This is a genomic window from Mesorhizobium sp. B1-1-6, assembly GCF_006443035.1.
Classification (GTDB): Bacteria; Pseudomonadota; Alphaproteobacteria; order Rhizobiales; family Rhizobiaceae; genus Mesorhizobium.
The window spans coordinates 246229-270262 of record NZ_VFWR01000005.1 but is presented as its reverse complement, the minus strand read 5'-3'; the positions used below and the strand labels follow the sequence as shown (position 1 = coordinate 270262).

General features: G+C 62.0%; 24 protein-coding genes. 5 read left to right on the top strand and 19 right to left on the bottom strand.

What is annotated here, in order from left to right:
• Positions 1-19 precede the first annotated feature (19 nt).
• The 3 genes from FJ979_RS12665 to FJ979_RS12655 form a co-directional block, all read right to left on the bottom strand.
• Positions 20-1048: an NAD-dependent epimerase/dehydratase family protein gene (locus tag FJ979_RS12665; RefSeq protein ID WP_140581285.1), complete on the bottom strand. Its 1029-nt coding sequence runs from the start codon at positions 1046-1048 to the stop codon at positions 20-22.
• Entirely contained in the window at positions 1045-2394 is a 1350-nt protein-coding gene (locus tag FJ979_RS12660; RefSeq protein WP_140581349.1) for a UDP-glucose/GDP-mannose dehydrogenase family protein, read from the bottom strand. The genes FJ979_RS12665 and FJ979_RS12660 overlap by 4 nt, the downstream gene beginning before the upstream one ends.
• A gap of 538 nt (positions 2395-2932) precedes the next feature.
• Entirely contained in the window at positions 2933-3607 is a 675-nt protein-coding gene (locus FJ979_RS12655; RefSeq protein WP_140498426.1) for a hypothetical protein, read from the bottom strand.
• Between the two features lie 606 nt (positions 3608-4213).
• Here FJ979_RS12655 and cysT point away from each other — a divergent pair.
• The 3 genes from cysT to FJ979_RS12640 are packed head-to-tail and all read left to right on the top strand — an operon-like array spanning position 4214 to position 7115.
• Positions 4214-5077, top strand: coding sequence for a sulfate ABC transporter permease subunit CysT (gene cysT / locus FJ979_RS12650; RefSeq protein WP_140581282.1), 864 nt, complete (start codon positions 4214-4216; stop codon positions 5075-5077).
• A complete protein-coding gene (cysW, locus tag FJ979_RS12645; protein WP_140552357.1) occupies positions 5070-5954 on the top strand; it encodes a sulfate ABC transporter permease subunit CysW in 885 nt (294 codons plus the stop codon). The genes cysT and cysW overlap by 8 nt, the downstream gene beginning before the upstream one ends.
• Before the next feature lie 12 nt (positions 5955-5966).
• Positions 5967-7115, top strand: coding sequence for a sulfate/molybdate ABC transporter ATP-binding protein (locus tag FJ979_RS12640; RefSeq protein WP_140581280.1), 1149 nt, complete (start codon positions 5967-5969; stop codon positions 7113-7115).
• Between the two features lie 311 nt (positions 7116-7426).
• On the opposite strand, the gene FJ979_RS12635 is transcribed toward FJ979_RS12640, so the two are convergent.
• The 10 genes from FJ979_RS12635 to FJ979_RS12590 all read right to left on the bottom strand — a co-directional run bounded on the left by FJ979_RS12635 (position 7427) and on the right by FJ979_RS12590 (position 15495).
• Positions 7427-8662 (bottom strand): UxaA family hydrolase, encoded by a 1236-nt coding sequence (locus tag FJ979_RS12635; protein WP_140581277.1) that lies wholly within the window; start codon positions 8660-8662, stop codon positions 7427-7429.
• On the bottom strand, positions 8659-8955 hold the full coding sequence (locus FJ979_RS12630; protein WP_140498421.1) for a UxaA family hydrolase: 297 nt from the start codon (positions 8953-8955) through the stop codon (positions 8659-8661). Before FJ979_RS12630 ends, FJ979_RS12635 begins: the two co-directional genes overlap by 4 nt.
• A 7-nt stretch (positions 8956-8962) precedes the next feature.
• Positions 8963-9652, bottom strand: a complete 690-nt coding sequence (locus FJ979_RS12625; protein ID WP_140581274.1) for an RraA family protein — start codon at positions 9650-9652, stop codon at positions 8963-8965.
• A 28-nt stretch (positions 9653-9680) separates the two neighbouring features.
• Complete coding sequence (locus FJ979_RS12620; protein WP_140581271.1) at positions 9681-10442, bottom strand: SDR family oxidoreductase; 762 nt, start codon at positions 10440-10442, stop codon at positions 9681-9683.
• Positions 10439-11473, bottom strand: a complete 1035-nt coding sequence (locus tag FJ979_RS12615) for a zinc-binding alcohol dehydrogenase family protein (protein ID WP_140581268.1) — start codon at positions 11471-11473, stop codon at positions 10439-10441. Before FJ979_RS12615 ends, FJ979_RS12620 begins: the two co-directional genes overlap by 4 nt.
• 5 nt (positions 11474-11478) lie before the next feature.
• The gene (locus tag FJ979_RS12610; protein WP_140514980.1) at positions 11479-12588 is read right to left on the bottom strand and encodes an enolase C-terminal domain-like protein; all 1110 of its coding nucleotides are present in this window, start codon (positions 12586-12588) and stop codon (positions 11479-11481) included.
• Between the two features lie 69 nt (positions 12589-12657).
• A complete protein-coding gene (locus FJ979_RS12605) occupies positions 12658-13434 on the bottom strand; it encodes a transporter substrate-binding domain-containing protein (protein WP_181165309.1) in 777 nt (258 codons plus the stop codon).
• A 34-nt stretch (positions 13435-13468) separates the two neighbouring features.
• Positions 13469-14122, bottom strand: coding sequence for an amino acid ABC transporter permease (locus FJ979_RS12600; protein ID WP_140581266.1), 654 nt, complete (start codon positions 14120-14122; stop codon positions 13469-13471).
• 2 nt (positions 14123-14124) lie between these two features.
• Positions 14125-14796: an amino acid ABC transporter permease gene (locus FJ979_RS12595; RefSeq protein ID WP_140581263.1), complete on the bottom strand. Its 672-nt coding sequence runs from the start codon at positions 14794-14796 to the stop codon at positions 14125-14127.
• Positions 14797-14811: 15 nt separating this feature from the next.
• A complete protein-coding gene (locus FJ979_RS12590; RefSeq protein ID WP_140581261.1) occupies positions 14812-15495 on the bottom strand; it encodes a GntR family transcriptional regulator in 684 nt (227 codons plus the stop codon).
• 119 nt (positions 15496-15614) lie between these two features.
• On the opposite strand from FJ979_RS12590, the gene FJ979_RS12585 reads away from it, so the two are divergent.
• Both FJ979_RS12585 and FJ979_RS12580 read left to right on the top strand, forming a co-directional pair.
• Positions 15615-16361 (top strand): amino acid ABC transporter ATP-binding protein, encoded by a 747-nt coding sequence (locus tag FJ979_RS12585; protein ID WP_140581258.1) that lies wholly within the window; start codon positions 15615-15617, stop codon positions 16359-16361.
• A 27-nt stretch (positions 16362-16388) separates the two neighbouring features.
• Positions 16389-17507, top strand: a complete 1119-nt coding sequence (locus tag FJ979_RS12580) for a mandelate racemase/muconate lactonizing enzyme family protein (RefSeq protein ID WP_140524819.1) — start codon at positions 16389-16391, stop codon at positions 17505-17507.
• Positions 17508-17545: 38 nt separating this feature from the next.
• Here FJ979_RS12580 and FJ979_RS12575 read toward each other — a convergent pair whose 3' ends face one another.
• The 6 genes from FJ979_RS12575 to FJ979_RS12550 form a co-directional block, all read right to left on the bottom strand.
• Entirely contained in the window at positions 17546-18439 is an 894-nt protein-coding gene (locus FJ979_RS12575) for a carbohydrate ABC transporter permease (RefSeq protein ID WP_140581255.1), read from the bottom strand.
• 1 nt (position 18440) lies between these two features.
• Complete coding sequence (locus FJ979_RS12570) at positions 18441-19379, bottom strand: sugar ABC transporter permease (RefSeq protein ID WP_140498409.1); 939 nt, start codon at positions 19377-19379, stop codon at positions 18441-18443.
• Between the two features lie 106 nt (positions 19380-19485).
• On the bottom strand, positions 19486-20811 hold the full coding sequence (locus FJ979_RS12565; RefSeq protein ID WP_140498408.1) for an ABC transporter substrate-binding protein: 1326 nt from the start codon (positions 20809-20811) through the stop codon (positions 19486-19488).
• A 36-nt stretch (positions 20812-20847) separates the two neighbouring features.
• Positions 20848-21930: a sn-glycerol-3-phosphate ABC transporter ATP-binding protein UgpC gene (gene ugpC, locus FJ979_RS12560; protein WP_140581252.1), complete on the bottom strand. Its 1083-nt coding sequence runs from the start codon at positions 21928-21930 to the stop codon at positions 20848-20850.
• Between the two features lie 231 nt (positions 21931-22161).
• A complete protein-coding gene (locus FJ979_RS12555) occupies positions 22162-23139 on the bottom strand; it encodes a branched-chain amino acid ABC transporter permease (protein WP_140566408.1) in 978 nt (325 codons plus the stop codon).
• Between the two features lies 1 nt (position 23140).
• On the bottom strand, positions 23141-24028 hold the full coding sequence (locus FJ979_RS12550) for a branched-chain amino acid ABC transporter permease (protein WP_140581249.1): 888 nt from the start codon (positions 24026-24028) through the stop codon (positions 23141-23143).
• Positions 24029-24034: the final 6 nt, after the last annotated feature.

Sequence of the window (24034 nt, the reverse complement as noted above, 5' to 3'; positions counted from 1 at the left end):
GAGCACAGGTCTGCGCGCTTCAGGCGGCGATTGTCGGCCGCGACGGCCGTTCTTCCAGATACCAGCGTACGAAGGCGGTCACCCCGTCCTCGACGCTGGTGCAAGGGCGAAAGCCCGTAAGGGTCTCCAGCAGGCGGGGGTCGGCATAGGTTGCCCGCATGTCGCCAGCCTGCATCGGCAACATCTTGCGGATGGCGCGTTTGCCCAGGCAGTTCTCGATCGTCTTGATGAAAGGCAACAGCCCGACAGGCTCGCCGCCGCCTATGTTGACGACACGCCACGGCGCGACGGGTGACAGCGTGTCGACGACGCCGGGAGCGGACGCCGCGCGACCTGTCGCAGGCGTGCATTCGACGAGTCGGACGATGGCTTCGACGAGATCATCGATATAAGTGAAATCGCGCTTCATCAGGCCTTCGCCATACACTTCGATCGGACGGCCGTTCTCGATCGCGTCGACAAATTTGAAGAGCGCCATGTCGGGCCGGCCCCAGGGGCCATATACGGTGAAGAAGCGGAAACATGTGGTCGGCGTTCCGAAGATATGTGAATAGGAGTGCGCCATCGCCTCCATCGCCTTCTTCGTGGCCGCATAGAAGGTTAACGGCCAATCAGCCTTGTCGGTTTCGACGAATGGCATCTTGTCGTTCGCTCCATAGGCCGAGCTCGTGGACGCAAGGAGCAAATGCCGGGGCTTGAGATCACGCGCAAGCTCAAGGACGTTGAACGAGCCGACGAGATTGCTGTCCGTGTAACTTCGCGGATTGTCGATTGAGTAGCGGACACCGGCCTGCGCGGCCAGATGCACGATCACGTCGGGCCGGGCGGAGTCCGCGGCGCGGCGAAGGGCATCCAGGTCTTCCAGTTGGCCGATATGGGCGCGAAAGGCGTCGTATCTTTCAAGCAGGGCGTGTCGGGACTGCTTCAGGACGATGTCATAGTATGGCGTCATGCCGTCGAAGCCGGTGACGCGATGACCGTCGTCGAGCAGCCGGCGCGCCAGGTGAAAACCGATGAATCCTGCGGTGCCGGTGACCAGATACCTCATTCCGCGGCCGCGGCGAAAACTGCCTTGTCTCCGACCGCTCCCTCACCGATATTCACGTACTCGAAGCCGTGCTTGGAGATGTCTTCCCGCCGGTAAATGTTGCGCAGGTCGACCACCACCCGTTTCGACATCGTGCGGGACAGTCGTTCAAAATCCAGGGCGCGGAACTGATTCCACTCGGTCACGATGACCAGCGCGTCGGCGCCCTCGGCGCATTCATAGGCGCCTTCGGCATAGCTTACGCTTGTGCCGAGCACGATTTTCGCCTGTTCCATGCCTTCGGGGTCATACACTCGGACATTTGCTCCAAAATCGATCAAGGCCTGGATGATCGAGAGGGAAGGCGCTTCACGGACGTCATCGGTGTTGGGTTTGAAGGTAAGACCCAGCAAGGCCACTGTCTTTGCGCGGACATCTCCGCCGCAGGCAAATACGATCTTGCGCGCCATGGTGCGTTTTCGCTGGTCGTTCACGGCAACCGTCGTTTCGATCAGGCGCAATGGCGCGCCGCTGTCCTGCGCCGTCTTGACCAAAGCCAGCGTGTCTTTTGGAAAACAGGATCCTCCATAGCCCGGGCCGGCGTGCAGGAACTTTGAGCCGATGCGATTGTCGAGCCCGATGCCCCGCGCTACCTCGCGCACATTCGCGCCCACGCTCTCGCAGAGATCCGCGATCTCGTTGATGAACGTGATCTTGAGCGCCAGGAAGGCGTTGGCCGCATATTTGATCAGCTCGGACGTGCGGCGGCCGGTAAACAGGATGGGTGCCTGGTTGAGATAGAGCGGCCGATACACCTCCGCCATCACCTCCCGGCCACGCTCGTCCGACGGGAGGCCGATAACGATCCGGTCTGGTCGTTTGAAGTCGTCGATCGCGGCTCCTTCGCGCAGGAATTCCGGGTTGGAGACGACGGCCACATCGGCTAGGGGATTGCATTGGCGAATGATCCGTTCGACCTCATCCCCCGTGCCCACCGGCACCGTGGATTTGATTGCCACCACGGTGAACCCGTGAACAGCGGCCGCGATTTCCCGGGCCGCTTCGTAGACATAGGACAGATCGGCATGGCCGTCGCCTCGCCTCGAAGGCGTCCCGACGGCAATGAACACCACGTCCGCATCGGCGACTGCCGCTGTAAGCGTGCTGGTGAAGGTGAGCTGGCCGCTCGCGGAATTCTTGTCGACGAGGTCGTCGAGACCTGGCTCATAGATCGGCATTCTTCCGGCCTGGAGATCGGCAATCTTGGCCTCCGCCTTATCGACGCAGACGACTTGATGGCCGAAATCAGCCAGGCAAGCGCCCGATACAAGACCCACGTAACCCGAACCAACAATCGCGATGCGCATGTAACCGCCACTCTGATGATGACAACTGACGCGATTAAGCCAGCAGCGGCGAAGAAAATGGAGTGCGCAATCGGATAAGACATTACCACTTCCGAGACCTGGTATGGGCCCGGACGGTCGTCTGGCGCGGTTTGACAACGCTAAGTGCTGATGGCCATTGCAAATGGACGAGACGAGATGATCTGGCGCGCAGCCACGCTCGGCTGCAAGCCGGCTGACGGCGCTTCATTGGCGCGTCGATTGCTTGAGTTCATTTTCCGTCAAAATTCCGGTCGGCGGCCGTTTGGTCTTTTTGCCATGCTCTTAGAGGTAGTTCGGTTCTCGCTTCAACTTGCCGTCCGGGAGCCGAGTCAGGAAATTGCCCTCGAACAGCCTCGCCTGAGCATGATAGATCTTTGTCCGGGTGAGACTGCGCGCTGGAGTGTTCTGCCGTGACGAACAACGCTAGGCAGAGCACGCCGAGGCCGGCAGGGCGTTTTTCCGGTCCATGCAATGGAATTGTTGCGGGTTGCGCGCGGTCGCATTTGCCGGCGAACACTCAAAGAATGTAGCTGTGCGCCTCGCTTTCCGTCGCACTGTCAGCCGCGGAGACAGGCTTGGCGAAGAGGAAGGCACCATCTCGCGAGAACAGATCCGCCGGCATCATCTGGAACTCGCGCTGCGAATGCGGGACATCCAATTCACGATCGACAATATGCCAGAGGCTGTTGAAGAACGATCCGTCGGCTTGCCTCATGCTTTCCCCCCGAAGCGGCTTTCTCGATGAGAAAACCGTTGCTGGATTGGCCCACATGTCGGCAATGGCGATATCGTAATAGCCGGGATGCGCGGCATTGGGTTTGATAATCGCGAAGGGCGTGTTCTTTTCCGGCCAGCCTACGCGGCCCACGGTCAGGCACTCTTCCGGCTCGGGCAATCTTGCCTCCACAAGATAGGCCAGTGCCGCATCGATGCCGCCGATTTCCGAAACGACGCACGATGTCAGTCCCGCGCGGGCAAGCTGCATCAGCTTTCGAGCCTCTTGTTCATCCATATCGGCCCATCTCAGGAAAGCCATCCATTGCTGGTGCAGGCAGTCGTCCTTGGCCTGGCAAAGAAGTCGTCCTGCCTCCAAAGCGGATTCGACCCTCCTCCTGTCCGCCTCCGCGAAGGCTTCCCGCGCAGGGCGAATTCGGCCGGCAATTTCCATCAGGTCATTTGAGATGTTTTTCATATCCTCCTCCCCAGGCGGATTTCTAATCTGATTTATGCGCTCCATGATGCGTTGGTTTTGTATTGCGTAGAAGGCCATCACGGGAACGCGTGAGATATCTTAGTGGCGTGGCCAACCTATTCTTTTGAGCAAGGGTCCCACTTCCGACTGTCGGCTGATCCGCGCGCGATTGTGTTCGCTACTACTTGCTGCCATAGCTTCGCTTTCGTCATTGTCGGCGTCGCCTGGTCCACACGACGACGTCTGCAAATTCTGCCGTCCGATCCGCCGAACGCCGTCTGCCGGGCGGTATGCGCGCGGTGGATGCTCGGGACCCAACGCTGGTCGCGACATGCAAACTTCTGGCTTAATTTTTCGACGATTGAAGAATGCGCGTACCCTATCATTTCGGTGATGGTGCTCATCCAACCAGACCTGGAGACCTGCGCAGTAAGGAGTAGTCAGAAGAGCTGGAGAAAGCCCGAATGACGGCGAAGGAAGAAAATCCACACGCCTTTGGGCGAATGGAAGTAGGCGCCGTATCTTTCAACGAACTTGCACGCCCAAGGCTCTTGAAGTCATAGCGAAGGGCAATCTGGCTTGAAGAGTGGGGCGATCCAGAACTCCATGACAGCAGTGGCCATCACAGCACCCGCTCGGGCGGGTTGGCGGTTTCGACAGCCGAGCGTCATTCCGGGTTTCGGATTGACGCTCGGCTTCTCGCTTGCCTACCTGACCCTCATCATCCTCATTCCGCTGTCGGGGCTGATCTGGCGCTCCGCGGCGCTCGGCTGGACCGATTTCTGGGCGATCGCCACCGACCGGCGCACCATCAACGCGCTCCGCATCAGCTTCGGCACCGCCTTTGTCGCGGCCGCCGTCAATGTCGTCTTCGGCACGCTGGTCGCCTGGGTGCTGGTGCGCTACCGCTTTCCCGGCCGCCGCATCGTCGATGCCATGGTCGACCTGCCCTTCGCGCTGCCGACGGCGGTGGCCGGCATCGCGCTGACCACGCTCTACGCGCCCAATGGCTGGATCGGCAAGCTGTTGCTGCCGCTTGGGCTCAAGGTCGCCTACACCCCGCTCGGCATCGTCATCGCGCTGGTCTTCATCGGCCTGCCCTTCGTCGTGCGCACCGTGCAGCCGATCATGGAGGAGATCGACAAGGAGGTGGAGGAGGCCGCCGCCACGCTCGGCGCCAGCCGCTTCCAGATCGTCACCCGGGTGCTGTTCCCGGGCCTGGCGCCGGCCATCGTCACCGGTTTCGCGCTGGCCTTCGCGCGCGGCGTCGGCGAATACGGCTCGGTCATCTTCATCGCCGGCAACCTGCCCTACAAGTCCGAGATCGCGCCGCTTTTGATCGTCATCCGGCTGGAGGAATACAATTACCCGGCGGCGACCGCCATCGCCGCGATCATGCTGGCGCTGTCGTTCCTGATGCTGCTCATCGTCAACCTGGCGCAGACATGGAGCCGCAAGCGCTATGGCTGATCCGGAGATCAAATCCTACGAGCCGCATCACGACAGCCGCTCGGCGGCGGTGACCGAAAGCCGTCCGGCGCAGGCCGTGCTGATGGCGATCGCCTTCGCCTTCCTCGGCATCTTCCTGCTGTTGCCGCTGATCATCGTCTTCAACGAAGCCTTCGCCAAGGGCGTCGGCGCCTACACCGAAGCGCTTGCCCATCCCGACACGCGCTCGGCGATCCGGCTGACGCTGCTGGTGGCGGCGATCTCGGTGCCGCTCAATGTCGTCTTCGGCATCTCGGCCGCCTGGGCGATCGCCAAGTTCGAGTTCAAGGGCAAGGCCTTCCTGACCACGCTGATCGACCTGCCGTTCTCGGTCTCGCCGGTCATCTCGGGCCTGGTCTACGTGCTTCTGTTCGGCGCCCAGGGGCTGCTCGGCGCCTGGCTGAAGGCGCACGGCATCGTCATCCTGTTCGCCGTGCCCGGCATTGTGCTGGCCACCATCTTCGTCACCTTCCCCTTCGTGGCCCGCGAGCTGATCCCGCTGATGCAGGAACAGGGCAATGGCGACGAGGAGGCCGCGCTGTCGCTCGGCGCCAATGGCTGGCAGGCCTTCTGGTATGTGACGCTGCCCAACGTCAAATGGGGGCTGCTTTACGGCGTGCTCTTGTGCAATGCGCGCGCCATGGGCGAGTTCGGCGCGGTCTCGGTGGTGTCGGGCCATATACGCGGCCTGACCAACACCATGCCGCTGCATGTCGAAATCCTCTACAATGAATACAACGCCGTCGGCGCCTTTGCCGTCGCCTCGCTGCTGGCCGGCCTGGCGCTGGTGACGCTGGTCCTGAAGACACTGCTCGAGATGCGTTACGGCGCCGAGATCGCCGCCGCGCGTGGCCACTAGAAGGTTTTTTAGATGGAAGTTCGCGTTGCCAATGTGCGCAAGGAGTTCGAGCGGTTTCCCGCGCTCCATGACGTGTCGCTCGACATCAAGTCGGGCGAGCTGATCGCGTTGCTGGGGCCGTCGGGCTCGGGCAAGACGACGCTGCTGCGGCTGATTGCCGGGCTGGAGCGGCCGACGCGCGGCAAGATCTTCTTCGGCGACGAGGACGCCTCGCACAAATCGATCCAGGAGCGCAATGTCGGCTTCGTCTTCCAGCACTACGCGCTGTTCCGGCACATGACGGTCTCGGACAATATCGGCTTCGGCCTCAAGGTCCGGCAGGGCTCGACGCGGCCGCCGGCGCAGGAGATCCGCCGCCGCGCCTCCGAGCTGCTCGACCTGGTCCAGCTCTCGGGCCTGGAGAAGCGCTATCCGGCGCAGCTTTCCGGCGGCCAGCGCCAGCGCGTCGCGCTGGCGCGCGCCATGGCGATCGAACCCAAAGTGCTTCTGCTCGATGAGCCGTTCGGCGCGCTCGACGCGCAGGTGCGCCGGGAACTGCGCCGCTGGCTGCGCGACATCCATGACGCCACCGGCCACACCACCGTCTTCGTCACCCACGACCAGGAAGAGGCGCTGGAGCTTGCCGACCGCGTCGTGGTGATGAGCCAGGGCCGCATCGAGCAGGTCGGCACCGCCGACGACATCTATGACAGGCCGAACTCGCCTTTCGTCTATGGCTTCATCGGCGAATCGAGCTCGCTTCCCGTCAAGGTCGAGAATGGCGAGGTCTGGCTCGCCGATCGCCCGATCGGGCTGTCGGCGCCGGACGCCGCCAGCGGCAATGCCAGGCTGTACTTCCGCCCGCACGACGTCGAATTGCTGAGCGGCTGCTCTGGCTGCATCGCCGGCACGGTGGTCGCCAGCCGCCGCGTCGCCGGCACCCGCCGGGTGGAACTCGAGATCGGCGGCGAACGCCAGCGCGTCGAGATCGAGCTGCCCGTCGACCATCCCGCGGCGCAGAAGAGCCGGGTAGCGTTCCGCCCGGGCCGCTGGAAGCTGTTTTTTTCGGATCAGGCAGGCAGCTCATTCGCGCCGGCGGAACAGAACCCTCGCCAAAACGAGAAGACGCTTCCCCCAGATATCAGGAAGCGGCGTATGGCTTACGCAGGCCCGCTGATTTGAATTGTCCGCATGGGGGTGAGGCGGTTGCGAGCCGCCAGCCCAATGCTGGTTTGCCGCGACCCTTTTTTGCGCACCTCGTTTCCAATGCACGTTGCCCAAGCAACCTCGGTTCAAGTGTAGCGACATGCAAAACAAGACCTAAGCGGCTCGCATGAATCCGTTTCGGCGTGCCGCGCTTCAAACAAAACGAGTGAGCTTGTCGCCAGATTGTTCGGCCCGCCACGCATTGCTCTTACTCAGGGTCAAGGGATCGCGCAGCTTCAGCACAGACGCAAGCTACGCTCGCAAGCATGCGGCAAACGCCGGCAGCTTCAGCTTCGGTGACCAGCCTTTGGCTGTGCGCCCGGCAGACATGCGGGACCGATCGGTTCGAAAGTCTTGTAGGTCAGGATGAATTCGCGGTGCCCGAGTTGTTCGGATTTCGTCGCATGGCCATTGGCGACAGCAAGAACCAGATTGAAGATTTCGTCGCCGACATCCGACAAGATGGCGGCCCCTTCGAGGATACGTCCGGCATCGACGTCCATGTCGCCCGACAGGCGACGGTATGTTTCGGGATTGGCGCAGATCTTTATGACCGGTGCGACCGCCGACCCCGAGACCGAACCGCGGCCGGTGACGAAGAGCGTGAGGTGACAACCGGAAGCGATGAGCTCCACGATCTCGGCATTGTCCGAGATGTTGGGGAAGCCAAAACGCACGTCCCCGTCCGGCACGACATCCATCAGGTAGAGTCCGCCGCCAGGGGGAATGTCGCCCGGCTTGATGAGGCCCGAAATCGGCGACGAGCCCGATTTGGCATAGGCACCCATCGATTTCTCCTCGATGGTGGATAGGCCGCCATCGGCATTGCCCGGAGCGAAACTGCCATAGCCTAGCGTCGCGTAGTATTGCGCTGCCTTTGCCACGGAGGCGCGCAGCTCGACGCCGAGTTCAGGCGTCACGGCACGGCTCGCCATGATCTCTTCGCAGCCGATCAGCTCGCCGGTCTCCTCGAAAATACAGGCTGCTCCCGCACGGACCAGCCGATCGAAGGCAAGGCCGGCGGCGGGGTTGCCGGTCATGCCGCTGGTGCCGTCCGACCCGCCGCAGATCGTGCCGACAATAAGTTCACTCGCATCCATTGGCACTCTCGCGACCGCGCCCAGCTCTTGCAGGCGTTGCCCGACCCATTCGATGCCGTCGGAAATCGTCGACAAAGTACCGCCGTTTTCCTGGATCGTCAGCGTGGCCACCGGCCGTCCGCTTGCCTCGACGGTGCGGGCGAGCGAGAATTTGTTGAAGCTTTCGCATCCCAGTGACAGCAGCAGTACCGCGGCGACATTGGGATGCGTACACAGACGCTCCATCATCCGCTGCGCATAGGGATTGGGAAAGCAGCCTGGAAAGCCGATCAGATGCACGTCCCTGCCGCGGAAATGGGAGACAATTTCGCGACCGACATGATGCGCGCACTCTACCAGATAGGCCACGATCACAATGTTGCGGATGCCCTTGCGACCGTCCGGCCTGAGATAGCCGAGGATGGTGGACTGTTCGCCGGTCATGATCCGGTCTCCGCTATTACGTGCGTTTTGGTGTAGTCGCTCTTCAGATTGTGAATATGGACGTGCTCGCCGGGTCCGATCGACCGCGTCGCCGAGCCGATCGGGACGCCGTATTTGATGACCTTCATCCCCGGGGCGATCGGCAGCCGCGCCAGCTTGTGGCCGAGCTCCACGGCCTTGATCAGAATGCGCGACTCGCCGCCAACGATGATGGTCTCACCGGCTTCGATGCGCCGGCAGGCGACCAGCACATTGTCGTGATCGCAGAGCAGGAGCAGACGAGGATCGTCCATCGTCGGCTCACATGACGCCGAAGGTACGGAAGGCTTCGCAGGCGCTCATGCCGTCGCGGATCGCGGTTGCGACCTTGTTCTCTGTGCTGACCTTCTCGATCGCGCGCTCGATCGCTTCCTTTTCCGCCTCGCGCGGGATCACAAGCACGCCCTCGCGGTCGCCGAAGATCAGGTCGCCGGGCGTTACCAGGATGCCTTCGATCTCGATTGGGCAGCCATAGTCGATCACCTTGCCTCGCGGGCCCTGGTCCTGGGCATAGATGCCGCGCGAGAAGACCGAAAAGCCGAGCTCTTCGATTTCCCAGGAGTCGCGGATATAGCCGTTGAGGACGGCGCCGGCAGCCTTCAGCTTCTGGGCCCTGGTGGACATCAGCCCGCCCCACAGCGCGTAGCGGAAGGAGGAGCCGCTGGCGATGTAGACATCGTTCTCCGTCAGGCTGTCCAGCGCTTCCATCATGAGGCCGAACGGTTTGTTCGCGAGCGGACCGTGCGCATCCGGCGAACCGCCGGAAAACACGTCCGCCTCCAGCACCGGCATCGCGCGGCCGATGACTTTCATCTCCGGCTGCAACGGCACGATCCCGGCCGGCAGGAACTGCCGGCGGTGGCCCATTACATCGAGCACGTCGCCGACGACGGCCGTGAAGAGTTCCTTGCGGATGACTTCGAAGATCGCCTTGTCAGTATCGGTCGTCATCTGTTTTCTCCCTCGAAAAACTATGGTGTCAGAAGCCGTGCAGCGCGCCGCCGTCGACCACCAGTATATGGCCGGTCACATAGGCTGAGGCGCGTGAGGCGAGATAGGTCATGGCCCAGCCGATATCGGCGCCCTCGCCGAAACGACCCATGGGAATGCGGCTGTTGATCTTGCGCGCCCTTTCCGGATCGGCTGCGGTGGCCTGGCGTAGAAGCGCGGTGTCGATCCAGCCTGGTGCCACACCGTTGACGCGTATCCCGCTGGGCGCAAGTTCGGTCGCGAGCGCCCTCACCATGCCGACATAGGCGGCTTTCGCCGCCGAATAGCCGATCACGTTGGGAATGCCGAGGAAAGAGCTCATCGAGGCGGTGAAAAGAATGCTGCCCCTTGCTTCCGTCACCTGCGGCAGGAAGGCGCGCGAGAGGGCGAAGGCGCCGCCGACATGGACGTTCAGCACCGAATTGAAAGCCTCGACGCTCATCTCGCCGAGCGGCTTCTTGACCGTGTTGCCGGCATTGTTGACGAGGATCGAGACGCGTCCGGACTTTTTTTCCACCTCGCTGGCGAAACCCGTGGCACCGGCAGTGTCGGTCACGTCGAAGACATGGCTCGTGGCGGAAGGCCCCAGCGTCTCGCAGGCGGCAGCGAGCTTCGCGGCGTTGGTGCCGACGATCGTCACCTTGGCGCCGGCTTCGACGAAACAGGTGGCGATCGCAAGGCCGAGACCGCTTCCGCCGCCGGTCACCAGCGCATGCTGCCCCTCCAGCCCGAAGATATCCTTGATGCTCATGCGTCTTCCTTCGCTTCGATCCGGACGACGATCTTGGTGAAGCCTCCGGGGTTCTTGTCCCAGGCTTGCATGGCCGCACCGGCTTCCTCGATTGGCACGACGCGTGAGACGATGCGGTCGCCGGCGTCCCGATGTTGCTTCAGATAGCCGATAACATCGTGGAAATCGGCGATCTCGGAGCCGCGCGACCCGCGGATATCCATCTCCTTGAGCAGGAAGAACTTGGTGTCGTAAGCGATCTTGTTCTTGGCGTAGCCGACATAGACGACCCGGCCGCAGGACGCCACGAGATCGATCGCCTGCCGAAAGGTCGCATCCGCGCCGACCGCCTCGATGACGACCTGCGGACCGTCCCCACTGGTCAGTTCCAGGACATGCGCCAGGACATCTTCGCGCGACGCATCGATGGTGTCAGTGGCGCCGAGCACCTTGGCAACGGCGAGTTTGTCGGCGCTAAGGTCCACTGCGATCACGCGTGAGCCCCGCCTGACAGCGCCGAGCAAGGCGCCGAGCCCAATGACGCCGCAGCCAAGGATGACGACGGTTTCTCCAGCCGAAAGCTCGGAGCGGCGGACGGCATGGAAGCCGACGGCAAGCGGCTCGATCAGCGCGAGGTCCCGCTGGCGCATGTCCTCGACCGGAATGACCTTGCCCGCGGGAACGACGATGATCGAGGCCATCGCGCCCTCGCGCTGGACGCCCATCGTCCGGTTGTCCTTGCAGGCGTTCGGCCTGCCAAGGCGGCAGGCATGGCACCTGCCGCAATTGAAATAGGGAAGAATAGTCACGGACTGGCCGACCGCAAGCGCGCTGACGCCGTCGCCGAGCGCCGAGATGGTGCCGGAGATTTCATGGCCCAGGACGCGCGGGTAGGAGATCAGCGGATTGAGGCCGCGAAACGACGTCAGGTCGGAACCGCAATACCCCACATACTCCATCCGCACCGCCACTTCGCCCGGGCCCGGTTTTGGTTCGGGCGATTCGACCAGCGAGATCTTGCCGGGTTCCTCGAGGCAGACAGCTTTCATCATGGCGCTCAGGCCTCACAGATCGTGCTGTTGTCGATGGCATCCCAGTCGATCTCGACCCCGAGGCCGGGGGCTGACGGCGGCGCGGCGTAGCCGTCCTTGATCGGCAGCGGCTGCTTGAGGCCGAAGGCGAAGTTCTCCATTGGATAGAGCACTTCGAAGAAGTCGCAGTTCTTGATCGCCGCGGCGCAATGCAGGTTGACGATCTCCATCGGGTGGAAGATGGCGGTATGGATCTCGCAATTGACGCCGAAGGCTTCGGCGAGGCGGGCCGTCTTCATGACGCCCGTGACGCCGCCCGTCCAGGAAACGTCTGCCCGGACGCGATCGACGACACGCGTCGAGATGCATTCGGCGATGCTGTAAGGGTGCTTCGCAAGGACTTCTGTCCCGACGAGCGGGATTTCGAGGGTGCGGGCGAGCTCCCGCAGCGAATGAACGTCCTCGTCGTATAAAGGCTCTTCCAGCCAGTAGAAGTCGAGCCTTTCCAACTCGCGACCGAAGCGGATCGACTGCTCGAGATTGAACATCGAGACCGGATCCGACATCAGCGTGAAATCCGGCCCGACGGCGGCGCGGACCTGGCGATGGACGTCGATATCGTAGTCGAGATCGAGACCGGGTGTATGGAGCTTGTAGGCCCGCAACCCTTCGGCCCTGGCGCGCAGCGCCTCTTTCACATAGTCCTGCGGCCCCGACAGGATCATCGAGCTGCCATAGACCGGCACGCGTTCGCGGAAGGCGCCGAGATATTTGTAGAGAGGCTGCCCGGCGGCGGTGGCCGACAGCAGCCAGAGGCAGGTGTCGAATGGTCCGTAGGCATAGATCGGCAAGTGGCCCCACCAGCGGTCGGCCACCCGGAAATCGTGCCATGCCTTTTCCCGGTCGAGCGGGTCACGGCCGATGAAGAACGGACGCAGCGTGTCGGCAATCAGCCTGCCGGCGCCCGCCGCCGAACGACCGGCGAACCCGAAGGCGGTTGCCTCGAGCCCGGTGTCCGTCATCATGGTGACGGTGAGAAATTCGAACTTCGCGAAATCCCCGGTTCGAAACGCGCTGGCGGCAAAATCGCCTGGTTTGCGCTGGCAGCAGCGCACCTTCACATCCGTGATTTTCATGGAAAAACCTTCGATAAACCGATCGCAGCGGCATGTGTGGATCCGGGGGAGTCCCGGATCCAGTCATTCTCAGAAGCGGGGCAGGTCGACTTCGACACCCATCCATTTTTTCTGCAGGGCCTGCAGCTCACCTGTAGACTGGAGCATGAAGAGCTCCGTGTTCAGCCAGTGCAGGAAGTCCGGGTCGTTGCGGCGCAGGCCTATGCCCATCGGCGCCTGCGCCACGACGAACTGCTTCTTGAGGTTGGGATCGTGCTCCTCGACGGCGCGGGCAAGCGCTCCGCTGGTCACGATGCCTTCGACCTGACCTGCGAACAGCGCCTGGGACGTCGACGCGTCATCGTCATAGCGCTGGATCTGTGCGCCTTCGACGGCCTTTTTGGTCATGACGATGTCGTTCGTGCTGGCCCGCGTCACGCCGATCTTCCTGCCGGCCAGATCCTCGATCTTGGTGATCGGCTGGTCGGCGGGACCGACATAGACCTGCTGGTCGACATAGTAGGTGTTGGTGAACGCGATGGCCTTGGCGCGCTCGGCGGTGATCGAGAACGAATAGATCACGATGTCGAGCTTGCCCGAAGTCAGGTTCGGGATGCGGTTGGCTGCCGTCGTGTCGACGATGTTGACCTTGACGCCGAGATCGCGGGCGATTGCCTTTGCTACGGACACGTCATAGCCGTCGGGCTGCATGCTGCTGTCCATCAGGCCATAAGGCGGCGTTCCAAGGCCGACGCCGACATTGATGGTGCCGCGCTGCACGATGGCGTCCAGCGTGCTCTCGGCCTTTGCGGGCAATATCATCGCCAGCATCGCGGCGACCCCGACAGCAAGTCTCTTCAATAGCATGATACTTTCCTCCCTGGTGTGATGAACCGGATCTTCAGTTGGCTGCCTGCTGCAGGCGGCGCTCCAGGCGGCGGCTGGCATGGGACAGTATGGAGCAGATGCCGAAGTAGATGGCCGCGACCGTCAGATAGACGGGCAGCGGCTGGAACGTGGCGCTGGAGACGATCTGTCCTGCTCTCGTCAGTTCGATAAAGCCGACGACCGAAGCAAGCGCGGTGTTCTTGACGACCTGAACGGAGAAGCCGACCGTCGGAGGAATGGCGACGCGAAGCGCCTGCGGGATGATGACGTCGGTCATCGTGTGCCGCCAGTCAAGCGCCAGCACGAACGACGCTTCCCATTGCCCCTTGTTGATCGACTGGATCGACCCGCGCCAGATCTCGCCGAGGAACGCGCTGCTGTAGAGCGTAAATCCAAGGCCGGCCGCGTAGATCGCCGGAAGGTCATAGCCGAGATTGGCGACGCCGAAATAGGCGATGAAGAGAATGACGAGCAGAGGCGTTCCCTGGATGACATAGATATAGGCCTGTGCGATCCAGCGCATCCAGGCGAAGCGGGAGAGGCGCATGAGGGCGATAATCGATCCGCCGATGGCGCCGCCTGCAAGCGCAATTCCCGAGAGGACGACCGTCCACGTCGCACATTGCAGCAGAAACCCGACATGATGGAGGTTGAATGTCTGGAACATCGTCATCGCCCTGCAAAGCGGAAGGAGAAGAGGGCACGCTCAATCAGTGCGAAGACGCCTTTGAATGCAGCCGTCAGGACAAGGTAGATGGCCGCGACCACGAGATAGGCTTCCAGGCTTCGGAAGGTCAGGCCCTGCACATCATTGGCGACGCCGGTCAGTTCCGGGACGGAGATGACGGAAACGACGCTGGACGCCAGCATGATCAGGATGAACTGGCTGGTCAGTGCCGGGAAGATCGCTGAAATCGCCGGCAGCAGAACGACATAGCGGAAGGTGAGATACGGTGACATGCCAAGCGTGTGCGCCGCCTCTCGCTGTCCCTTGCCGATCGTCTGGATGCCGGCACGGACGATCTCGGTGATATAGGCGCCCGCGTAGAGCGTCAGGGAGAGGATGGCCGCCGTCACTTCCGAAATGCGGATGCCGACCGAGGGCAGGCCGAAATAGATGATATAGATCTGCACCAGAAACGGCGTGTTGCGGATGATCTCCACATAGGCGGCCGCGATTGAGGAGAGGATTTTCGAGCTCGAAAGTCTCATCAGGGCGCCGACGATGCCGACGCACATGCCCAGAGCCAGCGCGGCGGCCGACAGGCCGACAGTCAGCATGGCGGCGTGCACGAACAGGTCGCCGCGCGCGAATGTCCCGGAAAAATCTAGGTACCCCACACTCGTCCCCGGTCTTCAAACAAGGTTCGGTTCGATCGCTCGCGCAAGGACTTTTACCTGGCGCAAGGTGTTCTGCCGGCTTCTCTCGAGATGTCGCTGAAGCGCCGCGAGGATTTGGCTCTTCTTGCCGGCGACGATGGCATCGAGAATATCCTGGTGCTCCTCGACCGAGCGGCTGTAATCGCCTGGAATCGAGACGAAGACCGTATGCGTCTGGCCGACAATGCGGGAGTGGACCTCGGAGATCATCGGTATCCCCGCGGCGCCGACGAGCGAACTGTGGAAGGCCCGGTCATGGGAGAGCGCCTTCGCCAGATCGTCGAGCGACGACCCTTTGGCGAAGCGCCTGTGGTTTTCCAGGCTGTCTTGGAGCTTCGCCCGCAGCGCCTCATCGAGCCGTCCTGCGTCGAAGGCTGCTTCCACGGCCCCTTTCTCGAGCAGTGTCCTGGCCGCGTATAATTCCTCGACGGCTTCCTCGTTGAAGCTGCGGACCACCATGCCGCGCCGCGAGGAATTGACGAGAAGCCCGTCCGCCTCCAGCCGCAGGCAGGCTTCCTTGACAGGCGTGGGACTGATGCCCAGTTCCGCCGCCAATTCGTTAGGCAACAGGCGCTGCCCGCCTGCCAGCCTGCCGCCGACAATCCGCGAGCGCAGCTCCTGGTAGGCCTGCTCGGCCAATGTCGTCTTGATCATGCTCATGGGCCAAGCATCGGTCAGGTTCCGGTTCGGCGCAACAGAAAAATTAAAAATAGAAAATTTTTTATTTTCCGATTTCGGTCTTTCGGGTTACAAGCCAACCTCGCAACAAGGAGGAGTTCATGCACGCCAACGGCAGCGCCTTTGTGAAACTGCGCGATGCAGTGAAGATGTTCGGCGGGTTTCAGGCGCTCGATCACGTCAGCCTTGATGTGGCGAAGGGCGAAAAGATTGTCGTCTGCGGGCCGTCTGGCTCAGGCAAGTCGACCTTGATCCGCTGCATCAACGGCTTGGAAGACCTGCAGCAAGGCTCGGTGGAAATCGACGGCAAACCGCTGGTCGAGAAGTCCCACGGACGTATGGTTCCGCGCCGGGACATCGGCATGGTGTTCCAGCAGTTCAACCTCTTCCCGCATCTCAAGGTGATCGAGAACTGTACGCTGGCGCCCGTCCGCGTGCTCGGAAAATCCCGCAAGGACGCTTCGGAGAGAGCGCTGGAGATGTTGCACAAGGTACGGATCGCAGATCAGGCGGACAAGTATCCGTCCCAGCTTTCCGGCGGCCAGCAGCAGCGCGTCGCGATCGCCCGCGCGCTCTGCATGCAACCCAGGATCATGCTCTTCGATGAACCGACCTCGGCTCTCGATCCGGAAATGGTCAAGGAAGTGCTCGACACCATGGTCTCGCTGGCCTCCGAAGGCATGACGATGATCTGTGTGACGCATGAAATGGGCTTCGCCAGCCAGGTGGCCGACCGGGTCGTCTTCATGGACAAGGGCCGGATACTCGAGGAGGCCACGCCGAAGGACTTCTTCGCAGCCCCGAAGCATCAGCGTGCACGCGAATTCCTCTCGCAGCTCCTTCATTGACAAATTCATATCCGCCAAGGGTCATAGATGAAAATCGCCTCCGTCCGCCCGTTCATTCTCCATCTTCCACTCACCTCGGACTCCATTTCGGACTCGACCCACAGCATCACCCATTGGGGTGTCGTGGGTGCCAAGATCGTCACCACGGACGGGCTGGAAGGTTATGGCTTCACCGGCACGCATGCCCATCTGGCCGCCGACCGGCTGATAACGTCCTGCATCGGCGAGTGTTACGCGCCGCTTCTGGTAGGCGAAGACGCCTCGGATCATCAGCGCCTATGGACCAGGCTTGCGCGCCATCCTTCGCTTCAATGGGTCGGTCGGGCCGGCATCACGCATCTGGCGCTGGCTGCAATCGATATCGCGCTGTGGGATCTGAAGGCGAAATGGGCGGGCCTGCCGCTGTGGAGTTATCTCGGCGGCGCGCGCACCGATGCCCTGGAGGCTTACAATACCGATATCGGCTGGATTTCGTTCGACCTGGACACGTTGCTGCGCGGCTCCGCGAAAGCCGTCGAGGAGGATGGATTCACACGCATCAAGATCAAGGTCGGCCATGACGACCCAAATGTCGACGTCGAGCGCCTGGCGGCTGTGCGCAAACGTGTCGGATCAAGGATCCGGATCGCAATCGACGGCAACGGCAAGTGGGATCTTCCGACCTGCCAGCGGTTCTGCGCGCTGGCGCGCGACCTCGATATCTACTGGTTCGAGGAGCCGCTCTGGTATGACGATGTCGCCAGCCACGCGACGCTCGCGCGCAATACATCGATCCCGATCGCGCTCGGCGAGCAGCTCTACACCATCGACGCGTTCCGCTCCTTCGTCGATGCAGGAGCCGTCGCCTACGTCCAGCCGGACGTCACGCGGCTCGGAGGAATAACCGAATACATCCAGGTCGCGGACCTGGCACTGGCGCATCGGCTTCCCGTCGTTCCGCATGCAGGGGAGATGAGCCAGGTGCATGTGCATCTGAGCTACTGGCATCCTGCATCGACGATCCTCGAATACATCCCCTGGATCAAGGATCACTTCGAGGAGCCGATCCGCGTCGAAGGCGGCATCTACAAACGGCCCGAACGGGCCGGTGCGAGCACGACCGTCCTGGCCGAAAGCTTTGCCCGCTACGGCAAAAGCCTGGGCTAGGGCATTCCAGGAAAAGCGCCCGCGGCATCGGGGCGGCGCTATTCCTTCACCGCGCCGGTCATCGAGGAGACATAGTGCTCGACGAAGAACGAATAAAGCACGACGACCGGCAGGGATCCGATCAGCGCGCCCGCCATCAGGGCACCCCACTCATAGACGTCGGAGCGGACGAGTTCGGTGAGCACCCCGACCGGCACGGTCTTGTTTTCGGACGACTGGATGAACGTCAAGGCATAGATGAACTCGTTCCATGACAGGGTGAATGCGAATATGCCCGCCGAGATCAGGCCTGGCACCGACAGGGGCAGCACGATCTTGCTCAGGATCTGCCAGCGGCTTGCCCCGTCTATGAGCGCACATTCTTCCAGTTCGAACGGGATGGAGCGGAAGTAACCCATCAGCAGCCAGGTGCAGAAGGGGATCAGGAAGGTCGGGTAGGTGAGGATGAGCGCGAAGGGTGTGTCATAAAGCCCGAGGTTGAACACCATCACCGACAAGGGGATGAACAGTATCGAGGGCGGCACGAGATAGGCGAGGAACACCGCGAGGCCGACCTGCCGTGCCCCGGAGAACCGCAGCCGCTCGATCGCATAGGCCGCGAAAACCGACGCCAACAGCGACAGGAAAGTGGCGGCGGTCGAAATGATGATCGTGTTGAGCAGCCAGCCCGGATAGGACGTCTCGAAGAGAAGATAGCGGATGTGCTCCAATGTCGGATGCACGACCCAGAGCGGGTTGAAATTGGCATAGTCGGTCATTTCGACATTGGGCTTAACCGCTGTGATGGTCATCCAGTAGAACGGGAATAAGAGCACGATGACGAACACGAGCAGGGGGAGATAGACCGTCACCACACGGCGCGGCACGCTCTGCAAATAGCCCATGCCGCCTTCATCGAGCTGCGGCTGTTTTGTCTTCCTGGTCGCAGCCATGTCAGTCTCCGCCCCCCTGCTGCCATTTACGGCGTTGCAAGCCGAAATAACTGAACAGGATTGCGGCAAGGAGGAATGGGATCATGGCGACCGCGATCGCAGCGCCCTCGCCGAGCTGGCCGCCCGAAATGCCGCGCTGGAACGACAGCGTCGCCATCAGATGGGTGGCATTTACCGGTCCGCCGCGGGTCAGCACATAGATCAGCTGGAAATCCGTGAAGGTGAACAGCACCGAGAACGTCATCGTGATCGCGATGATAGGGGTGAGCAGCGGCAGCGTCACATGGCGAAACAATTGCCAGCGGCTGGCGCCGTCGAGCGTGGCGGCCTCGTAAAGCGATTGGGGGATTGTCTGCAAGCCGGCAAGCAGCGTGATGGCTACGAAAGGGATGCCGCGCCAGACATTGGCCGCGATCACCGAAGCACGCGCGTTCTCCGGATCGCCGAGGAAATTGATGCGATGGTCGATCAGGCCCATCTGCTGGAGCGCCCAGGACAGGATCGAGAACTGCGAATCGTAAATCCACCAGAAGGCGATTGCCGAGAGCACCGTCGGCACCACCCACGGCAGCAGGACAATCGCGCGGAAGAACGATTTGAAGGGAAGGTTCTGATTGAGGATAAGCGCCAGCCAAAGGCCAAGCGCGAATTTCAGGATCGAGGCGCTGACGGTGTAGAGCAGGGTATTGAAGACGGAGAGCCAGAAAACGGCGTCGCTCCACAGATATTCATAGTTCTCGATGCCGATGAAGATGCCGGGACGGCCGATGCGGGCATCGGTGAAGCCGAGCCAGACGCCGAGCCCAAGCGGATAGGTCAGGAAGACAAGCAGCAATGCCGCCGCCGGCAGCATGAAGCCGAAGCCAAGCGCGTTCCTGCTCTCGGCCAGGCGCGACAGCATCGAGGAACGCGGCTGAGCGGCGACGGACGGCACGGCCATGGGGCGGGCTCCTTGCAAGGGTCTCGTTGATCGGCCTGGCGGCCGCCCTGCGCTTCCGGAGGGTCGGATAGCGCGGGGCAGAGCCGCCAGGCTCAGCTGGCATGGATCAAACGCGATAATACCGGTTTGCGCGCTTTTCCGCCTCTTCCATTGCCTCCTGGGGCGTGGCCTGTCCCGTGACGGCCTTGGCGAACATGTCGACCAGGACATAGTCGGCCATGGTCGCCGCGGAGGCATAGCCAAGCGGCCCGGCATAGCCGTTGGGCCGTAGCGTCGCCGAAGCCTTGGCGTAAGCGGCATTGTTCGGATCGGCTGTCCACACCGGATTGTTGTCGAACGCCTTGAGCGTCTGGCAGCAGTAGCCCGCCGAGGAGGTGATCCAGTCCGGCATTTGCGGGTCCTCGAACATGAATTGCAGATAGGCTTTGGCCGCGTTGGGGTAGGGCGTGTAGTCGAAGATGACGGCTGTGGTCACCTGGAACAGTTCGACGGATTTGCCGACAGGACCGATCGGCAGGTTGGTGGTGCGTATGTCCTTGGCCATCTCCGCCAGCTTCGGATCATTGTCCTTGTTGATCTTGGCCGTGTTGTAGGCGGAAATGCCATTGGCGATCACACTGAGTTCGCCGGCCAGGAAGGCGCGATTGTTGTTGACGTCGAGCCAGCTTTCGGTGCCGGGAATAAAAGTCTTGTAGAGTTCCTGCGCGTATTCGATCGCCTTGAGGGTCTCGGGGCTGTTGATCGTCACCTTGCCGCTCTCGTCGACCATCTGGCCGCCATGGCTCCACAGCAGCCAGTGCGCATAGTTGTTGCCATCGCCGACACCATGGCCGTGCGTGAAGCCGGCCGGATGCCCCTTCGCCTGCAAGGCCTTGCAAAGTTCGAGGAAGCCTTTCGTGTCCTTGGGGAACTCCGAAAAGCCGGCCTCTTTTACCCAGCTTTCCCGATAGACGATGGCATTTCCGATGGTGGCGAGCGGCAGGCCGATGAATTTGCCTTCCCGGGTAGCATATTGCTTTGGTCCGTCGTGCCAGCCGCCGTATTTCGAGCCCAGATACTCGCCCAATTCCGTCACGTCGTGCAGCTTATCGGGATACTGATGCGGGTCGTCGAACCAGACGAACATCAGATCCGGACCTGAACCGACATTGGCGGCGACCGCTGCCTTGGGGCGAATGTCTTCCCAGCTTTCCTTGTCGACACGCACCTCCACGCCCGTCGCTTCGGTGAACCGCTTGGTGTTTTTCAGCCACTGGTCCTCGTCGCCCTGCACGAAAGGCGACCAGCGCAGCAGCCTGAGCTTCGCACCGTCCTCCGGCTTGTACTTCAGCCCCTCCTGGGCGAATGCCGGGGAGCCGGCGAAGCGGCTTCCCAAAACGCCGGCGGCAGCGCCGGCCGTCGTGCGGATCACGTCACGTCTGGTGAATTTCATGCTCGTTCCTCCTGTTTGTTTCTCTTGCTTTGGTCTCTACAGCTTGCTGCGCGTTTGAAGTCGCTGCCCGGTTTCGCCGTGGAAGAGATGAATGAGCCCGGGTTCGGCGGTGAGCCGGATGGTTTCGCCCGGCGTGAAGGAATGACGTTCCCGGAAGTTGGCCACGATCTCTTCACCGCCGGCTGTCCGGCCGATGAGCTGTACCTCCGACCCGGTCGGCTCGATGACCGCGATGGTGACCGCAATGCCTTGATCGGACAGCCGCAAATGCTCGGGCCGTATGCCCAGCACCACGGGCTCGCCGCCTTTGACGGACGATGCTGCGTCCAACGGCACGGAAATTCCGCCCGCGCCCCGAAAGGACGGCGATCCGTCCATCGCGATTTCGCCCCGCAGCAAATTCATGGCGGGGGAGCCGATGAAACTGGCGACGAAGAGATTGTCCGGCCTGTCGTAGAGTTCCAGCGGCGGCCCGATCTGCTCGACGATGCCGTCATGCATGACCACGATCTTGTCCGCCATGGTCATGGCTTCGATCTGGTCGTGGGTAACATAGACCGTCGTGGTTTTCAGGCGCTGGTGCAGTTCCTTGATCTCGGCGCGCATCTGCACCCTGAGCTTGGCGTCAAGATTGGACAGCGGTTCGTCGAACAGGAAAACCGCCGGATCGCGCACGATCGCCCGCCCCATGGCAACCCGCTGGCGCTGTCCGCCGGAAAGCTGGCGGGGATAGCGCGCCAACAGCGGCACCAGCCCCAGAATTTCCGCAGCGCGCTGAACGCCGGCGCCGCTCTCAGCCTTCGAAACGCCCTTGAGCATGAGCGAGAATGCCATGTTCTCGGCGACGGTCATATGCGGGTAGAGCGCATAGTTCTGGAAGACCATGGCGACGTCGCGTTCCTTCGGCGCAACGTTGTTGACGACACGTTCGCCAATCGCAATCTCGCCCCGCGAAATCTTTTCCAGGCCCGCGATCATCCTGAGCAGGGTTGATTTTCCGCAACCCGACGGCCCGACCAGCGTGACGAATTCGCCATCGTCGATGTCCACGCTGACGCCGTGCAGAACCTCGACGGTCCCGAATGATTTGTGAACCTCGCTAATCGCGACAGACGCCATCGATCCTCCTCCCGAACGATTCCCGCGACGTCTCTTCGAAGGAACCGCTGACCTCTCCCGGCGACGGCCCTCCAACCTTCATGTGGTCACGCGATACGGAGACGGTAGCGCTACCAAACCTGCCTGTAAAGCAGGCGCTTCGATAAACATCCAGGCTGCATTCCCGGTTGCTCACTGGACTGCCCACCACATGGCTGGAGACAGCAGGGGAGATCGGCCACGGGATGAATATCAACCACTTCCACCGTCCGCCGGCCTGGGCAGCCGCGCATGGAATTCGCCGACGATGCCGCGCCGGAAGACGAGCACGCAGACCATGAATATCAGGCCGGTGGCGATGGTCACCGGAAAGCCTGAGGTGGCGAGTGTGTTTTCAAGGCCGACGACGAAGCCGGCGCCGACGACCGGCCCGACCATGGTACCGATGCCGCCAAGCAGCGACATCAGGATCACCTCGCCCGACATCTGCCATGTCACGTCGGTGAGCGTCGCGAACTGGAACACGATTGCCTTGACCGCGCCGGCAAGCCCCGCAAGTGCGGCCGACATGACGAAAGCGGCGAGCTTATACCTGGCGACGGAATAGCCGAGCGAGATGGCGCGGTTCTCGTTCTCGCGGATCGAGCGCAGGATCATGCCGAAGGGCGAGTTGACGATCCGCCAAATGGCGAAGACGCCGATCAGGAAGATGGCCAATACGACATAGTACATGTTGACCGTAGCGTTCAAATCGATGATGCCGAAGAGGTTGCCGCGCGGAACGCCCTGGATGCCATCCTCGCCTTGCGTGAACGGTGCCTGCACGCAGAAGAAGAAGAACATCTGCGCCAGCGCCAGCGTGATCATGGCGAAATAGATGCCTTGCCGGCGGATGGCGAAGAAGCCCATGACGAGACCGAGCAGCGCCGCCCCGGCGGTACCCAGCAGAATGCCTGCCTCCGGCGGCCAGCCCCATACCTTGACGGCATGCGCGCAGAAATAGGCTGCGCCGCCGAAGAAGGTCGCGTGGCCGAAGGACAACAGGCCGGTGTAGCCGAGCAACAGGTTGAAGGCGCAGGCAAACAGCGCAAAGCACAGCATCTTCATGAGGAAGAACGGGTACACGAAGAACGGCGCGGCGATGAGCGCCAACACCGCCAGCGCCACCAGGGCCCGTTCCAGCCGCACGGAGGCCGCGGCGCGCTTTTCGTGAAGCGTCAGCTCGCTCATCTCACGCGTCCCTTCCGAACAGGCCGGCCGGCCGCAGCAGAAGCACGATCGCCATGATGACGAAGACGACAAGGTTCGACGCCTCGGGATAGAACACCTTGGTCAGGCCCTCGGCAAGGCCGAGCATGTAGCCGGTGACGATGGCGCCCAGGATCGAGCCCATGCCGCCGACCACGACGACGGCGAAGACGACGATGATCAGATCCGACCCCATCAGCGGACTGACCTGGTAGACGGGAGCCGCCAAGATCCCGGCAAGACCGGCAAGTGCCGCACCCAGTCCGTAGGTGAGTGTCAAAAGCAGTGGCACGTTGACGCCGAAAGCCTGGACCAGTTCTGGATTTTCGGTCGCGGCGCGCAGATAGGAGCCAAGCCTGGTCTTCTCGATCAAAAGCCATGTGCCCAGGCAGACGAGAAGCGATGCCAGCACCACCCAGCCGCGATAGTTGGGCAGGAACATGAAGCCGAGATTGGTGCCGCCCGCAAGTAGCGCCGGCACCGCATAGGGATTTCCCGAGACGCCGTAATAATAACGGAAGACGCCCTCGATGACCAAGGCCAGGCCGAAAGTGAAGAGCAGGCCGTAGAGAGGGTCGAGCTGGTAGAGCCGCGAGAGCGCTGCACGCTCGACCGCAATGCCGAACAGCCCGACGGAGAGCGGCACCAGGATCAGCGCCGGCCAATAGCCGATGCCGAGATGGACAAGCAGCAGATAACCGATGAAGGCGCCCAGCATGTAGAGCGCGCCGTGGGCGAAATTGATGATGCGCAGCAGGCCGAAGATGACGGCGAGGCCAAGGCTCAGCATCGCATAGAAGGAACCGTTGATCAGCCCGACCAGCAGCTGCCCGAGAAAGGCCTGGATGGGGATGCCGAAGATCATCGTCATGGCGCG